We start from the raw sequence: 15,806 nt of genomic DNA on the forward strand, positions 1-15,806 counted from the left end.
GATACAAAGGAATTGTCCGTTTTAGAGGTGTCCGGGTGTGTTGCTAAATGCTTTTCTGACCGAGTACGACGAAAGCCTCGGTAATGAACTGAATATCGATCCCTTGGGGTTGCAGGTGATCTGGTCTGGATTCGGCCAGCAGATTTTCCAGAACCGAATCAGCTCCATTTCCAACGATATCCGTAATTTCACCCTGAACCTGTTCAATCACTTCTTGATCAAGAGCCTAGTCGAGGACGACTCAATTGCGCTAGGCAGCGGATTGAAGAGGGTCTACGATGGCAAACACGATCTCAGGTTCAAACATGCCTGTTTGGTGTACCTGGAAAATCTCTACGTCTACAGCGTCATCGCCCATGAAAATACCGCGGGTCTGGAAAGCACCGGCGTGCTGGGGATCAGCAAGGCGCGAAGAGGGTGGTTCGACAGTACAGGGAACCCTTCGCTCACCTTCAGCCATGTCCCGGAAGCGCAGGTACTGGCTCGGCAAACCCTGCTAGGCGTAAGCGGCCGCTACAAGACGCCGTTGGTAGAAATGGGCTTCTTCGACCGTCACTATCGCTACAACCTGCCCACGGCGACGGTACTGTGGAAAGACGCAGACGCGTTGATCAGGATCACCCCGACGCTTTCCCGCCTCTACAACCTCCTGCGTCCTCACCTGCAAGACCTGCTGGCAAACAGTCGCAGCCAGCCGAAGATAAACTTCCAGGACATACCGGCAACGCTTCCCGAGGCTCTGGTCGAGGCCTTTCCGTCATCGGCGGCGGTAGGTGCCAGAACATGCGGTTTCTGGTTGTCCACCACGGACCTGGATCGGGGTGCCCCGGGAGCCTTGTATAACGTGTTGTCTTCGCCCAAGCACGGCGACGGGGCGGTTGCGAATGTCTTTGAGGAGGCGATGAAGCAGCCGCTGCCGAAAGACGCACAGCGAAAACTCGTGCACGTGCGCTTGCTGGAACCGCTCCTCAGCGAGCTGGATCTGTTGTTCCACCTGATGCTGGCCGAGAAATCCCAGCCCGTCAAAACGGTCTGGCAGCGCTGGAAAGCCCTGGGGCGTAATGCCTCGACCCTGGCCGCCTGTGCGGCTGCCATCAAAGCCGACAGCTCCATGACGACGGTGCTTTCCACTACTGGGCAAGCACGCCTCCAGGGTTTGTTGAACGTGGCAGGCCAAGGCGACGCCGACGCACAGATGGACGCATTGTTGAGCTATCACGCGTTTATCATGGAAAACCGCGGCCAGTCGCCGTGGGTGACCCGGGCCGATAGCAAGCAGCTGAAGATCCATGTGCGGCCCCGCAGTGAGCCGACCCTTGCCGAGCGTCCGTTGGGTGGCTGGGTGCACCAGTACTACATTCCCCAGTTTCGGCACTTTCTTGCGGGCTTGCATGGGGTGGCCGCATGAAGCTGATCGGAGCCTTCAAGCAGCAACTGAAGGAAATGGGCGAGCTCAAACGGGTCTGGCTGACCACGTTCAACCTCAACCTCGGTTTTGTCGAATCCCACCTGCTTCCGGCAGTGCTGAACATGGACCCGCCGCGCAACCGCATGGACTTCGAAGGCTTTCAGGCACACCTAGTGGAGAAAGATATTGACTTCCGGGTGTTCTGCGACAAGCGGATGCTGGGCGCCGACCAGTACAAGCGCACGGCCATAAACGTTCATTGTGTGTCTGCTCGCGCTCTGAATTCTTACCATGGTTTTACCGATCAGACGTTGTTTCACCCCAAGCTCATCTTTCTGGAGAGCAAGAATGGGGAGATGGTGTTGGGGGCAGGCAGCGCGAACCTGACTGTCGGCGGCTGGGGACGCAATCAGGAGGTGTTCACCTTCCAGCGCGTCTGCAGTAACGACCAATATAGGCAGATTCAGAAGTTCTTCGATGCCTTGGCCGAGCCTCTGGAACTGGAGCTCCGCTGGCGCACCCGGCCTCGCCTGGCCGAAGGGCCTGATTGGCAATTTGTGCACAGTTTCGACAATCGCACCTTCCTTGAGCATCTCATGGCACAGGACCGCATCACCTCACTGCAGATTTGGTCCCCCTACCTGGCGGCCGACGTGCCCAACTTGCTAGAGCGGCTCCAGGAGCAATCAGGTAATCCTGATTTGAAGGTGGCTCTGGTCGCGGACCGCTTAGAGGGGCGGTACTTCCGGACGCCTTGGAGTGAGGCGTTGGCGGCCTGCATAGAGACGGAAACGCTGGCGTTCCACAAAAACCCGTCTCCGCCTGATCTGCTCACCGAAATCACCCATGCCAAGGCCTGGCTGTGTCGCGCCCCCCAGGGGAGCTGCCTGGCAATCGGCTCATGGAATTTCACCCATGCCGGTACCAGCAGTTTCGAGCAGCGCAATATCGAAGCCGGTATCGTGCTGAACTTCAAGCGTGATGCAGACATGCTGGGAGCGCGCATTGACGTCACCGAAGCCGATTTTGCCAGCGAGCAGTTGTTGTCCGACGATCGTCTGAATGTGCCGGAAGAGCTGCCTTTCGACCTGCAGGTGCTCTATGACTGGAAGCGTGCCTGTTTTTCAGTATCAGGCAACTGGTGGGTAGGCAAACCCCGTGATGGTTATTGGCTGAAGTTACCGGGTGTGAGCGAACCGATTCCGCTGCAGTGGCGCACACGGCGCCATGAGGGTATGTGGTTGCTGATACCGATCAAGCAGGTGACACCCGATAACGAAGCCATGCTCGCCGACCATAGCTACGGCATTCTTCTGCGCAAGAACACCCCTGCGGTGTTCAGGGGCATCATTGTTGAGAGCGGTCAGTCTTTCCGACGCGCACAAAGTTTCGAGTCACTGAAGGACCTGCTCGACAGTCTGTTGGCCGGAGTCGATCCGAACAGCGACACCAACACGGTGTTGCGCTCTTGCCTGCGCAATGGTGCCGGGCCGGATGAGGACCTGACAGCGCCCTCAACCGTTATCGAACAGGACGCGTTGTCTTACTTCCGGTTGTTCCACGCAGTCGAACAGTATCGCGAGCGTTTGCGTGCAGCTTCCGATACGGTCCAGCTCGAGTTGTGGGTATTCGGTCATCCGGGCTGTCTCCAGGAACTGGCGGCCAAGGCACGACAGCAGATTAACGGCAGCCCGCCCAGCGTGTTCAACTGGTTCCTCGCCCAGGAGGTCAATTCTCTTCACCAACTGGCAGCCGGGCTGTACCGCAAGGCCGGCCACCGTACGGCGGGAGACGAGTTGTGGTCGACACTACAGGTGCCGACGCCACGCTTGCCGAAGGAACTGCAAAGGAAGCTGGCTTATGTTCGCCGTGTTCAGAAGGAATGTGGTTATGCGTGACACTGGTTGGGGTGGGTTGAAGCCGGAACAGGTCGCGAACTGGATCAACTTCGACGCTGGCAATGAGGCGTGGCAATACTCGCCTAACGACATCTCCATGCCCACCCGGCAAATCGAGGGTGTTGCTGGCTTGTGGAACAAGTTGTCCATGCACAATGTGGCATTGCTGGCCGACGAGGTCGGCATGGGCAAGACGTTCCAGGCATTGGGCGTCATCGCGTTGCTGTGGAAGCTGAAGCCCGACGCCAAGGTGCTGGTCATGGCACCCCGGGAAGACATATGCCACCAGTGGGCGCGTGAGTATGCCGCGTTCCTGCGCGACCACTACAAGGGCGGTACGCACCTCACCTGCGACGGGCCTGAAAAAAGCCCGCTGCACGAGGCGCAGATTCACAAGCGGCTCAATGATCTGAGTGATGCAGTGGCGCAGGGTAGCGGGCAGTTTTACTTCACCACTATCCATTCGCTCAGCAACTTGGTTGAGCGGGAGGATAAGCAATCGGGTGATGTGTCCGTCAAAGCCCAAGAAGAGGCTGGCAGGATTCACCGTGCGCTCAAGTCATCGTTGGGGAACAAGGGCTTTGACCTGGTCGTGGTGGATGAAGCTCATTATTTCCGTAACGCCGATGGCAGCTCTCAACGCGCCAAGGCCGCACGGAAGTTCTTCGGGGAAGTAGGCGGCCGGCTCGGGCAGAAAGTCTTGTTGCTTACCGCCACGCCTAGCCATTCTTCGCTCCGGGATATAGCCTCCATTCTCGGGTATTTCATCGACCCGTCTGCTGACGGGCCACAACCTGCTCCGGATGAGTTGCTCGCCAAGTATGCATTGCGCCGTTTGCGCCTTATGCAGGGCGCTGAGGGTTACCGCAACAAATACAACTACCGCCATGAAAAGACGCTGCCGGCCAGTTTTCTGGACAATCCTGAGGCCGAGATGTTTTTTGCGTTGTACCAGAAGAAGCTGGTGCAGCAACTAGGCCAGAGGGGTAGCGGCCGCAGATTCCTGTACGGCTACCTCGAAGGGTTCGAATCCGTTGGCACGCAGCCGGGTACCGCAGCCAGCGCGACCGCATCACTGGAACAGGAACACTCTGCACAGGCATTTTCCGGTGCCCCGGATACCGGGATTTTGACTCAGCTCACTCAATTGCACCGTGAGTATTTCAAGAGCCATCCCGATCATCCCAAGTACGACACGCTGATGGTCGAGTGCCAGCCTGAGGATGTCTTCGACACTCGTATGCCGTTGCATGAGCACAAGCACCTGGTATTTGTGAGGCGGATTGCTTCGGTGCGGGAGATAACCCAGCGCATGAACGCAGCCAGTGACCTGATGTTGGCGCGGCGTATCGTCCAGGCCTGGCACCCGGGAGATCCGAAGAAGTTGGTGGAGGGGTGGCGGAAGGAGAATTGGTCGCGAGCCTTCTTCATTCGATATGTCTCCCAGCAGGTGGCTGAAGAATCGGGCTACCATGATTTTCTTCAAGATGAAGATCTGACTGAGGTCCGTGATGGCTTGGGTGGCGATGAAAAGCTGGCCTCGCACATTGCTGACTTGTTCGTGGTCAAGAAACAGAGCAAAGACCGGACCACGGACTGCTCGAATTTCAGCTTGCGCTTGCGAAAGCCGGAGAGCCTGTTTTCGTTGTTGCTGGAGCCTGCAAGTGACTACCGCTGCGGCGGATATACCGGATATGACCGCAAGCGCGTGGGCGAGCGGGATCGGGACGATTACGGGGGCGCAGCGCTGCGGGCTCGTCTTGCTCTTCACGAGGAGCGCACGCGGGGAGCGGGTGAACAGTACGAAAAAACGATGCCGACTTTGTGGGGCTTGATGTATGAAGGATTGCCCGAAACTACACGCCAGCGGCTGGAAACGTGGCTGGGCCTTGGGCCGCAGGGCCGAGCTATCGCCGAGAATTTTGGCAATTATGTGAAGGTCGGTTTCCTGTTTGCCAGCCCGGTCATCATTGAACTCTACAGTTGGTTCACCGAGTTTCGTCGTAAGGATAAGGGGGGCGATGTTCAAAGTCGTTACCTGGAATTCATCAAGTCGCTGAGACCACGCCTGCACGATTCGCTGCTTCGGCAGTACTTCATTGCAGCGCTGGATTCCTTCGAGCAGATCTGTGGAAAGATCACCGCCCACGGGCTATCTGACTGGAAGAAGGACTGGCGCATCCTGACCAGCCTACAAAGCCCTGCGTGGTACGCCAGTAGTCATTCCGGCGATCGCAGACGGTTGATTCTCGGTTTCAACAGCCCGTTTTACCCCAACGTGCTGGTGGCAACTTCGGTCTTCCAGGAGGGGGTGAACCTGCACCTTCAATGCAGCAAGGTGCACCATTACGGAATTGCCTGGACACCCGGTGATAACGAGCAGCGTGTAGGGCGTGTGGACAGGCTGTTCGGTCGGGTGAACCGGCAATTGCAAGAAAAGGGCGAGGCTGAGCTCGCGATCCACTATCCCTATCTCGCCCGGTCGTTCGATCAGGAGCAATTGGCTTCATTTGTACTTCTCAAACATGCGGTTGAGGCGCGCATGGATGCCTGTCGACATACGTCGTTCAATGATGAAATCGACCTGCGCCATGTCGCGGATGACTGGGAGCGATACCTGCGAAAGCCAGTGAAGGGGATGAATTCGACGGACCCGTTTCCTGCGCGTTTCGGAACTGGGTCAGTTCCATTGGAGGCCTATGATCCGAGTGTGTGAGATTCTGCAAAGTAAATGCTGCCCCAGGCCCTGACTGGCGACTTCTGGGGGGGCTGGCTTGCCCGCGACCACAGGGTCTTGCTGAACATCGGGTCAGGTTTGGTTTTCTGTTGGAATCTACCAGGCCACCTTGATCATTTCGAATTCGTTCGTGGCATAGTGTCATTTTGAAATCAAGGTCGAGTCAGTGAGTTTCAAACAGAAGCGAGACGCCTATGCATATCCAATGGTCGGCCTCTGTGGCACGTTAGCGTTGCATCGTGAGGTGGCGTTCAATACGTCTTCGAAACTCGAAGCGCATCACGCCGGGTTGATGTGCTCGGCTGTGGATGACGAGGTGTTGCTTGGGTATCTGAGTACCCTTTACTGGGGGCATTACGCAGGTGCTGCTGGGCGCACGACCGCCAATCGTGCGTTATCTAGGGTACAGTTGGCGTTGGTAGGGTCCAGCTTCGTGCGCAATGAAAAAGTCTGTCAGAGACCCGGTATCAATCACTTTGGTCGTGGCAAGGCTGTTGCCTTGATCAGAGATGCCAAGCGCCTTCTCGACGACCATCAGTATGGTGAAGCAGTGAAGCTACTTTGTGCTTTGCCACAATTGGGCTTTGCGTTTGCATCCAAAGTCGCCGCTTTCCTTGCCCCCGATACTTGTGGGGTCATTGATTCTGTCATCGCAGAAAAACATCCGAACTTCGGATTCAAATTGCGCGGAGGATATGTGAGCGATGTAAAAGAAAACGTTGCACGCTACCAAGCCTATTGCCAGGCACTTTGCATCGAGGCAGAAAAGCAGAACCAACTGGGCGAAAGCGCTTACTGGAAGGAGCGTAACGGCGAGTTGCGCGCTTGGCGTGCTGTCGATATCGAGCGTGCGTTGTATAGCCTGTGAAAAGTGGTGAGTGACCACAGCCCTTGTGGGAACAGCCAACCCCTGCAAGCCTGCAGTCACAGGCAACCCTGGCTACTTTGCCTGCCCGCGGTGGTTGAATCAATTGCACTAGACCTCTCTGCGCCCGGCATGACACCTGTGCTTGCGATCGAGCATGCTCTCGAAGCACATCTGCATGAGCGATTCGCAGGAGCTTTCTCGGACATCCTGGTTAAGCCGTTTTGGGTCAAATTCCACAGGATGTACTTCAAGCGACCGTACGCTTCGCTGTCAGTCTTTGAACTGAGGTGATCTGATAGCATTCAACGGCGGTAGGGAACTGTCGCAGGTGATTTTTCGAGAAGAAGATTGTTGAGCCTCAGGCTGGGGGCATCCTTTTCAAACCATCCCAAGATGTGCCCCCAATGTAGCAATCCATTGGAAGAGAATGGAGCTCCATGGTTTGTGGAAAGGCAGAAATGATCAGCCGAACAGCCTGCCAGACGACGCCTAAAGACTCTCAGGATCGCCAAAAAACATCTGAATCCGCGACCGCAACCACCGCTCACCCGGATCATTATCCTGCGACCCCCGCCAGGCCATATGCAGCTCAAACGTACGCGTCGGCAAGGGCGGATCTTCCGCCCGAACCCCTCCAGCCGCCGTCAGCGCATCAGCCGTGTAATCCGGCACGGTCGCCACGATGTCAGTGCCCGCCAGCAACGTACTCAAGCCATTGAACTGCGGCACGGCCAGCACCACATGCCGTTTGCGCCCGAGTTTCTCCAGCTCTTCATCAATAAAACCACTGAGGTCGCCAGCAAACGACACCAGCGCATGTGGACGTGCACAGTAGTCATCCAGACTCAACGGCCCCGGTACGGTATCGGCGCGCAGCAGTTTTGGTGCGCTGCGACGCAGGACTTTGCGCTTGGCGTTGGCCGGCAGGTCCGTGGTGTAGCTGACGCCAATGGAGATCTCGCCGGAGGCCAACAGGCCCGGCATCAATATGTAGTTGACGCGACGGATCACCAGCACGATGCCCGGCGACTCAGCGCGCAGGCGTTTGAGCAGCATTGGCAGCAGGGCGAATTCGACGTCGTCGGACAAACCGATCCGAAATACCGAAGTGCTGGTGGCCGGGTCGAATTCGGCCGCGCGGCTGACGGCGGTCGAAATCGAATCGAGGGCCGGCGAGAGCAGGGCGAAGATTTCCACTGCGCGGGCGGACGGTTCCATGCTGCGCCCGGTGCGTACGAATAGCGGGTCATCGAACAGGCTGCGCAGGCGCGAGAGCGCCGCACTGATCGCTGGCTGACCGAGAAAGAGCTTTTCTGCCGCCCGGGTCACACTGCGTTCGTGCATCAATGTTTCGAATACGATCAACAGGTTCAGGTCGACACGACGCAGGTCATTACGATTCATCTGGAGTCCTGGCAGAGTCATCAAGCTTGACGAGAGCGGCCATATGAGAACAATGGCCGGCATGAATCTTACGGGGAAAGGCTGGTACTCTGCACCGGAAAATTCAGCTTTACTGAGACGGTGGCAGCAGTTTTTCATGGATTTTGCCAATGCCGCCCCTGCTGCGGAATCAATGACAGGCATGTCGACTATTAATAGCCACTGATAGTCTTGGGTCAAAAGCCCAGATAGAGTTCATGGCATTAGAGGTTACTTTGACGAGGTTTGCGATGTCCCGCACGATCCGTTTTCACAAGTTTGGTCCGGCCGAGGTGCTCAAATGCGAAGAGCATGCGGCCGCTCAGCCAGGTCCTGGCGAAGTGCAGGTGCGCGTCGAGGCGATCGGCATCAGCTGGTACGACACTCTCTGGCGTCAGAACCTGGCCTCATCGCAGGCGCGTCTGCCGTCGGGCCTTGGCCATGAAATGGCCGGTGTGATCACTGCTGTCGGCGACGGTGTCGATGATCTGGCAGTGGGTGACAAGGTTGCCAGCTTTCCGGCCGAGAGTGCGAACGACTACCCGGTCTACGGCGAGTCGATCGTGCTGCCGCGTACCGCGCTGACCCGTTATCCCGATGTGCTTAGCCCGATCGAAGCCAGCGTGCATTACACGCCGTTGCTGATTGCCTACTTTGCCTACGCCGATCTGGCGCGGGTCAAGCCGGGGCAGTTTGCACTGGTCACTGACGCCAGTCATTGCGCCGGTCCTTCGTTTGTCCAGTTGGGCAAGGCGATGGGCGTACGTGTGATCGCCGCGACCAAAGAAGCAGAGGAGCGCGAATACCTGCTGTCCCTCGGCGCAGAAAAGGTCATCGTTACCGAAGAGGAAGATCTGTTGATGCGAATCAACAAGATCACCGACAACCGTGGCGTCGACGTGGTCTTTGACGGACTCGGCGGCCCGCAGATGTCGCTGCTTGGCGACGTGCTGGCACCGCGTGGCAGCCTGGTGCTGTACGGTTTGCAGGGCGGCAACCAGACGCCGTTCCCGGCTTGCGCAGCGTTCCAGAAGAACATCCAGTTCTTCGTGCACTGTATTGGCAACTTCACCGGCAAGCCGGAATTGGGCATCACCCAGGATCACGTCGCTTTGCAGCGTGCCTTGCGTGACATCAACCAGTTGACCGCTGACCGTGTGTTGCTGCCGCTGAAGACGCGTGTATTTCCGTTCAACGAGTTCGTCGAAGCGCATCGCTACATGGACGAATGCCCGTGCCGCGAGCGGGTAGCCCTGCAAGTCGAACCGGCGTAAGCCCTGTCATCAGAGTCCGTGGCCCCACGGACTCTTCTGCGTTTAGCTTCCCCCCTGAAAAAACAGCGCACTGTGATAATGCCCCATGACCGTTCAGCAACTGAACTGGTTTTTGCTCGCGATCTGTATCTTCTAATCACAATGTAAGCCCTGATAATTGAATGATTACTTTCATCTCAAGGAATGAGCCATGTCTGTGCATTCAATTTGCCCTGTGCGATATAAATCGGCTAAATCTGTTGGTTGTGCCTATTTCTGTTTAATTGTTGTAGGCCTATTCGGAAACCGCTTCTCTTTTTCTTGTACTCACTTGTCGTGGGACCTTGTGGGAAGTTTCCTAGGACTGCGTCAAGAAAAAAATATCCCAGTAATTACAAGGGGTTGAGGCTGTCATTCAGCGGCTGAAGGGGTTTTGTCAGCTCAAGTGTTTCAAATAACTTCAAACTTGTAAGTGTTAGCATTCGAACGTCTATTACTTATTGATGAATTGTCGCCTGACTGATGTTTCAGTGCGTGCGGCAGGAAACTTTCGATACTGGGTAAATACCGATGAGCACGATCCATGATCAGGCAATGAACTATGTCTACCAGCAAGTGTTGCAACGTTTGCTGAGTTTCTTTTCCCGCGCGGAGCGCACGGCGCTGCAGTTGCTGATCCAGCGACTGGCAGTCGCGGCGGGCGGCATGGAGAACATCGGTCATTTCAAGGTGCTGGTGAACCAGTCCGGGTCGCGCGACAGTTGTTACACCCTGGCGTTGCTGCGGGCCGCGCAATTGAGCATTGCTGGCCGTTCGCCTGCGACCTTTCAGCTGCGGGTGGCGACCTTGCGCTGGAACGGCAACAGTGAGACGTCCCTGCAAAACATGCACCGCAGCTACAGTGCACTGTTTCTGTATGACGACCCTCGGGTAGAGCTGGTGATGGTGGATCACCGCGAGGTTTTGCCATTTGATCATCAGGCTCCCATTGGCGAAGCAGGTCGCGAGACCAATCGTATCAATCTGCTGTTGATCGGACATCGTCGAGCCTGGAATGAACCGCTTGAATTGTGGGATGACGCTTATCTGGCCACCGCCGAGTTCTACGGTCAGGTTGCGCGCTGGAACAATGGCGTTGACGCGATGATCGGCAGTGAGTCCGCACGTCGTCAGCGGCACTTCCTCGACGGCCTGGAGCGCGCCACGCACAAAGCCGCGATTGCCGCGCCGCAGATGAGCACCGCCGGTTTTGAAATGCTGTTCCCGCTGCTCGACGGGCTGGGCGGCGATTATTACCGCGAGTTTTACTCCGAAGAGGAGCGGGTAACCTGGCGCCCGGAAGGCCATTTCGAGGCCTGTCGGCGCACCAGTTTTATCAATATCAACGACATGATTGTCGGCAAACTCGAAGAACGCTGGCCTTTGTTGAGTGATTTTCTGGGTTTTCAGGCTGACGACGTGACGCTCTATCAAGGAGACGATGAACACGTGGAGCCAGTGGTGGCCGCGCATTTGCGAGGTTTGCAGGCGCAATTCATCGAGGGGCGGGCCTATGAGGCCGGCGTCAGTGATTACCTGACCAGTCTGCTGATAACAATGCGGCAAAAACAGGTTCCTGAGCCTGTTTGCGAACAATTGCTGGCGAGCTTCGGCGATCTGCAGGCGCCTGAGCATCTGCGGTCGCAGGCGGCAAACGCCCTGCAGGCCAATTTCGAGCTGAATGAAATCCAGCTGACGTGCCTTTTGTTTGCGCCTTTTATCAACGCCGGTGCCGGGCTTGAGCGGTTCCTGCGCAATTGTCATCCGGGGATGCTGGTGGCGTTGCCGGATCTGCATCGGGCAATGCAAGGGCTGCATGCTCCGGAGCAGGTACTGAAATGGATGACGGATGTCAGCGGGCTGCCCGTCAGGATGGTTGTGCGTCTGTATGCAATGGGGCCTGTGCGCATGCCTGAATCCAGCGAGGGTGCAGCGCAGAACGAAAATGAGCACGACACGCTGGCTGAGCCTCCCGCCGATCGATCGGCGGAAGGTTGATTGTGCGCTGCCTGTCCGGAGGTGAGCCTGTGTCCATGGTCGCGGGCTCGTGAAAACATCGAGAGAGAATGACTTCGTTTACCAGGCGGTTTATCGCTATCTGAAGTTACTGATAGACGAGGCGGGGAGTAGTTCACCGGTGCGCTTGCCTTCGCTGCGACAATTGGCTGATCGGCTCAATGTGTCGATCTCGACCGTCCAGTACGCTTATTCGCTGCTGGAGAAGGAAGGGCGGGTCTATTCGATTGCCAAGTCCGGTTACTACGCGCAGCCGCTGCACGTGATGGATTCGCCCGACAGCGGCAGTGATTTGCTGGAAACCGTTTACGTCAACGCCAGACGACCCGGCATGTGTGTGTTGAGCAGTGATGAACCGGCCTCGCTGCAACCACTGGACAGTCCATTGCTGATGCTGGAGCGTGAACTGCTGCGCCAGTATCCTCGTCAGCCGCAAGCGCTGGTGCAACCTTGCGGAGAGCTGGAGCTGCGCACGGTGCTGGCCGCGCGCTACACCTCGTCCACCGCCAATTACTGGCGCGCGGATGACGTCTATATCGGCGCCGACCTGCGCGGTGTCCTGGAAATACTGATTTCGGTGCTCGAGTTGCGGCGGGCCACCGTGATCGTTGAATCGCCTTGTGACTGGGTGATCCTGCGTCTGCTGGAGGCCGCTGAAGTGCGCGTGATCGAGCTGCCCCTGCTCGCCGGTGGCGTGATCGATTCGCAGCGGCTGGAGTCGTTGCTCCAAAGTGAACCGGTGCGTTTGATTCTTTTGTCAGCGGCGTTGAGCATGCCCCGGGGCAGCTTGCGCCCACTGAGCAACCAGCAGGCAATCGCGCATCTGCTCGGGCATCATGGCACATGGGTGCTGGAAAACGATTGTTACAGCGAACTTCATGAAGGCGGTGTCGCCCAGCGATTGCGCGACTGCCTGGACCCTGATCGTTTGCTGGTGTTCTCTACGTTCGAGAAATTCATCGGTGCCGAAGCGCCTTTCGGTTTTTTGCTGTCGCGTCATTGGCGCAACGAATTGCAAAGGCATTTCCTGTTGCGCGCGTTCCGCTTGTCGCCCATCCGCCAGAAGGCTATCGCCAGGCTGCTTGGCGGTGGTCGGCTGGATCAGCATCTGGCCATATTGCGGCGGATGCTCAAGGAGCGGCGCACGCAACTGATCGACCTGTTGCGCGAGCGCCTGGGTGATGCGTTGCAGATTGTCGAACCGCAGGGCGGCGCAACCGTCTGGGTGCGTTCACTGCGACCGGTGAACATGGGGTATGTGTTTCAGCGCCTGCTCAGGCAGCAGATCGTTATTGCGCCAGGCGAGCTGTTCAGCCTGCAAGGTCTGCATGCACACCATCTGCGTTTAAGTCCGCTGACTCATGCCGATCATGACCTGGCCAGTGTGGTCGGGCTGATCGGTGACGCATTGCGGCTGGCACCCGCTGACTAACGTTAAAAAACATCGGGAGAGTTCCGGATAGATCCCATCGCACTGCGGTCAAACTGCCAGTAAACTGCGCTCCATTCCTGAACCACTCTATTTCAGAGGTTTTGCATGACACTCAGTCCTTTTGCGGGCAAACCGGCACCGGCAGAATTGTTGGTCGATATCCCGCGACTGGTAACGGCTTATTACACCGGACAGCCCGACGCCTCGATTTCCACTCAGCGTGTGGCGTTCGGTACATCCGGACATCGGGGCAGCTCGTTCGACTTGAGTTTCAACGAGTGGCACGTTCTGGCCATCAGCCAGGCGATCTGCCTGTACCGCGAAGCCCAGGGGATCACCGGGCCGCTGTTTGTCGGCATCGACACGCACGCACTGTCGACCCCGGCCGGTGCCAGCGCGCTGGAAGTGCTGGCCGCCAACGGTGTCACCGTGATGATCGCCGAAGGTGATGAATACACGCCGACACCGGCCATTTCCCACGCCATTCTCTGCTACAACCGTGGCCGCACCTCGGGCCTGGCGGACGGCATCGTCATCACGCCGTCGCACAACCCGCCACAAAGCGGTGGTTACAAGTACAACCCAACCAATGGCGGCCCGGCCGACACCCACATCACCAAGTGGATCGAAGCCAAGGCCAATGAACTGTTGGCCAACAAACTGGCCGGAGTGAAACGCATCAGCTACGAGCAGGCGCTCAAGGCCAGCACGACCCATCGTCACGACTATGTGAACACCTACGTCGCCGACCTGATCAACGTGATCGACTTCGACGCCATTCGTGATGCCAAGCTGCGTCTGGGCGTTGATCCGCTGGGCGGAGCAGGGGTGCGCTACTGGTCGGCGATTGCCGAGCATTACCGCCTCGATCTGCAAGTGGTCAACAAGGAAGTCGATGCGACGTTCCGTTTCATGACCGTCGACTGGGATGGCCAGATTCGCATGGACCCGTCGTCCAGCCATGCCATGCAAGGCCTTATCGGCCTCAAAGAACGCTTCGACGTCGCTTTCGCCTGCGACCCCGATCACGACCGCCACGGTATCGTGACGCCGTCCGGTGGTTTGCTCGCGCCGAACAACTATCTCGCGGTGTCGATCGATTACCTGTTCCAGAACCGCCCGCAATGGCGCGCGGACGCTGGCGTGGGTAAAACCGTGGTCAGCAGCGGTCTGATCGATCGTGTTGCCAAGCGTCTGGGTCGTCGTCTGTACGAAGTCCCGGTCGGTTTCAAATGGTTCGCCGATGGCCTGTTCGATGGCTCGTTGGGGTTCGGCGGCGAAGAAAGCGCCGGCGCATCGTTTCTGCGCAAGGACGGTGGCGTGTGGAGCACTGACAAGGATGGTCTGATCCCGGCATTGCTCGCCGCCGAAATGACCGCGCGCACCGGTCGCGATCCGAGCCAGGCTTACAAAGCGTTGACCGATGAGCTGGGCGAGCCGTTCTCGGTGCGCGTCGATGCCAAGGCCAATCCGGAGCAGAAAGCACTGCTGAGCAAGCTGTCACCTGATCAGGTCACCTCGACCGAACTGGCCGGCGAGAAAATCCAGAGCATTCTCAGTCATGCACCGGGTAACGATCAGGCCATTGGCGGTCTGAAAGTGATGACTGAAAACGGCTGGTTCGCCGCGCGTCCGTCGGGCACCGAAGACATCTACAAGATCTACGCCGAAAGCTTCATCGGTGATGACCATCTGAAACAATTGGTTGTCGAAGCGCAGACCTTGGTGGATGGCGCCATCTCCAGCAAGTGATGTTCGCAAGCGTATGAAAAAAGGGGCAACCATAATGGTTGCCCCTTTTTTTTGCCCGCCATTCAAGCAATCAAGCCAGATCCACCAGCACAATCTCGCTGTCCTCAATGGCCGTGACGGTCAGCACGCGCTCCTGTGCCACCGCGACACCGTCTCGAGCCTGTGCGCGCAAGCCATTGACTTCAATCACGCCGGTGCTCGGTACCAGATACGCACGACGGCCTTCATCCAGATGATATTCCGCCGTTTCACCCGCCTTGAGATTGGCCGCGACCAATCGCGCATCAGCGCGAATCCGCAGGCTCTGGTCATCACCATCCTTGCCACTGGCCAAGGTGACAAAGCCTTCGCGCTCACCTTTCGGGAATGGTTTGGCACCCCAAGATGGCGGTGCGCCGGTTTCTGTCGGCAGAATCCAGATCTGGAAAATCTTGGTGTCTTTCGCTTCCAGGTTGTATTCGCTGTGCGCGATGCCGGTGCCAGCGCTCATCACCTGGACGTCGCCAGCCTCGGTGCGGCCCTTGTTGCCCAGGTTGTCCTGGTGAGTAATCGCGCCTTCACGGACATAGGTGATGATTTCCATGTCGCGATGCGGATGCTGTGGGAAACCAGTGCCGGCAGCAATCACATCATCGTTCCACACCCGCAGGTTGCCCCAGCTCATGCGCTGCGGGTCGTAGTACTCGGCGAACGAAAAGTGGTGATGGGCATCCAGCCAGCCGTGATGGGCGCCGCCCAGCGAGCTGAAAGGTCTGAGTTCAAGCATGATCGTCTCCTCAAAAGGCTCGTCATAGGGTGTGAATGGTTGACACCCGACGCGACACCGGTGGTTTATGACGGCCATCATCTATCAGTTAATAATCGATAAAAAGCGTAAAAAATGCGGCGTTATGATCGAGATTTCAGATAGGAAAACAGCTCGAAAGCGTTTCATCTCACCTTCAGTTCATCGCCTAAACCAATGACCTGTAAGCATTTCGC

Annotated in this window: 10 protein-coding genes; 8 read left to right on the plus strand and 2 right to left on the minus strand. The window is 57.4% G+C overall.

What is annotated here, in order from left to right; all coding sequences use genetic code 11:
* Positions 1–37: 37 nt before the first annotated feature.
* The 4 genes from F8N44_RS02875 to F8N44_RS02890 all read left to right on the plus strand — a co-directional run bounded on the left by F8N44_RS02875 (position 38) and on the right by F8N44_RS02890 (position 6,911).
* On the plus strand, positions 38–1,408 hold the full coding sequence (locus F8N44_RS02875; protein ID WP_150649230.1) for a hypothetical protein: 1,371 nt from the start codon (positions 38–40) through the stop codon (positions 1,406–1,408).
* Positions 1,405–3,306 (plus strand): hypothetical protein, encoded by a 1,902-nt coding sequence (locus F8N44_RS02880; RefSeq protein WP_150649231.1) that lies wholly within the window; start codon positions 1,405–1,407, stop codon positions 3,304–3,306. The genes F8N44_RS02875 and F8N44_RS02880 overlap by 4 nt, the downstream gene beginning before the upstream one ends.
* The gene (locus tag F8N44_RS02885) at positions 3,269–6,022 is read left to right on the plus strand and encodes a DEAD/DEAH box helicase (protein ID WP_224794725.1); all 2,754 of its coding nucleotides are present in this window, start codon (positions 3,269–3,271) and stop codon (positions 6,020–6,022) included. Before F8N44_RS02880 ends, F8N44_RS02885 begins: the two co-directional genes overlap by 38 nt.
* A gap of 187 nt (positions 6,023–6,209) precedes the next feature.
* Positions 6,210–6,911: a hypothetical protein gene (locus F8N44_RS02890; RefSeq protein WP_150649232.1), complete on the plus strand. Its 702-nt coding sequence runs from the start codon at positions 6,210–6,212 to the stop codon at positions 6,909–6,911.
* A 489-nt stretch (positions 6,912–7,400) separates the two neighbouring features.
* On the opposite strand, the gene F8N44_RS02895 is transcribed toward F8N44_RS02890, so the two are convergent.
* Positions 7,401–8,315 carry a LysR family transcriptional regulator gene (locus F8N44_RS02895; RefSeq protein ID WP_077573006.1) on the minus strand — a complete coding sequence of 305 codons (915 nt, stop codon included), beginning with the start codon at positions 8,313–8,315 and terminating at the stop codon, positions 7,401–7,403.
* 269 nt (positions 8,316–8,584) lie between these two features.
* On the opposite strand from F8N44_RS02895, the gene F8N44_RS02900 reads away from it, so the two are divergent.
* From F8N44_RS02900 to pgm, 4 genes are all read left to right on the plus strand, one after another.
* Positions 8,585–9,607: a zinc-dependent alcohol dehydrogenase family protein gene (locus F8N44_RS02900; RefSeq protein WP_150649233.1), complete on the plus strand. Its 1,023-nt coding sequence runs from the start codon at positions 8,585–8,587 to the stop codon at positions 9,605–9,607.
* Positions 9,608–10,156: 549 nt separating this feature from the next.
* The gene (locus F8N44_RS02905) at positions 10,157–11,623 is read left to right on the plus strand and encodes a hypothetical protein (protein WP_150649234.1); all 1,467 of its coding nucleotides are present in this window, start codon (positions 10,157–10,159) and stop codon (positions 11,621–11,623) included.
* Between the two features lie 49 nt (positions 11,624–11,672).
* A complete protein-coding gene (locus F8N44_RS02910) occupies positions 11,673–13,073 on the plus strand; it encodes a PLP-dependent aminotransferase family protein (protein ID WP_150649235.1) in 1,401 nt (466 codons plus the stop codon).
* A gap of 105 nt (positions 13,074–13,178) precedes the next feature.
* Positions 13,179–14,825, plus strand: coding sequence for a phosphoglucomutase (alpha-D-glucose-1,6-bisphosphate-dependent) (gene pgm, locus F8N44_RS02915; RefSeq protein ID WP_150649236.1), 1,647 nt, complete (start codon positions 13,179–13,181; stop codon positions 14,823–14,825).
* 70 nt (positions 14,826–14,895) lie between these two features.
* On the opposite strand, the gene F8N44_RS02920 is transcribed toward pgm, so the two are convergent.
* Complete coding sequence (locus tag F8N44_RS02920) at positions 14,896–15,591, minus strand: pirin family protein (protein WP_150649237.1); 696 nt, start codon at positions 15,589–15,591, stop codon at positions 14,896–14,898.
* Positions 15,592–15,806: the final 215 nt, after the last annotated feature.

It is taken from the genome of Pseudomonas fluorescens, from assembly GCF_902497745.1.
Taxonomy (GTDB): Bacteria; Pseudomonadota; Gammaproteobacteria; order Pseudomonadales; family Pseudomonadaceae; genus Aquipseudomonas; species Aquipseudomonas fluorescens_BM.

Excerpts from the sequence above, each read along its gene's own strand:
- F8N44_RS02880 (WP_150649231.1), top strand. The coding sequence starts at position 1,405 with ATGAAGCTGATCGGAGCCTTCAAGCAGCAACTGAAGGAAATGGGCGAG.
- F8N44_RS02885 (WP_224794725.1), top strand. The coding sequence starts at position 3,269 with ATGTTCGCCGTGTTCAGAAGGAATGTGGTTATGCGTGACACTGGTTGG.
- F8N44_RS02895 (WP_077573006.1), bottom strand. The coding sequence starts at position 8,315 with ATGAATCGTAATGACCTGCGTCGTGTCGACCTGAACCTGTTGATCGTA.
- F8N44_RS02900 (WP_150649233.1), top strand. The coding sequence starts at position 8,585 with ATGTCCCGCACGATCCGTTTTCACAAGTTTGGTCCGGCCGAGGTGCTC.
- F8N44_RS02905 (WP_150649234.1), top strand. The coding sequence starts at position 10,157 with ATGAGCACGATCCATGATCAGGCAATGAACTATGTCTACCAGCAAGTG.
- pgm (WP_150649236.1), top strand. The coding sequence starts at position 13,179 with ATGACACTCAGTCCTTTTGCGGGCAAACCGGCACCGGCAGAATTGTTG.
- F8N44_RS02920 (WP_150649237.1), bottom strand. The coding sequence starts at position 15,591 with ATGCTTGAACTCAGACCTTTCAGCTCGCTGGGCGGCGCCCATCACGGC.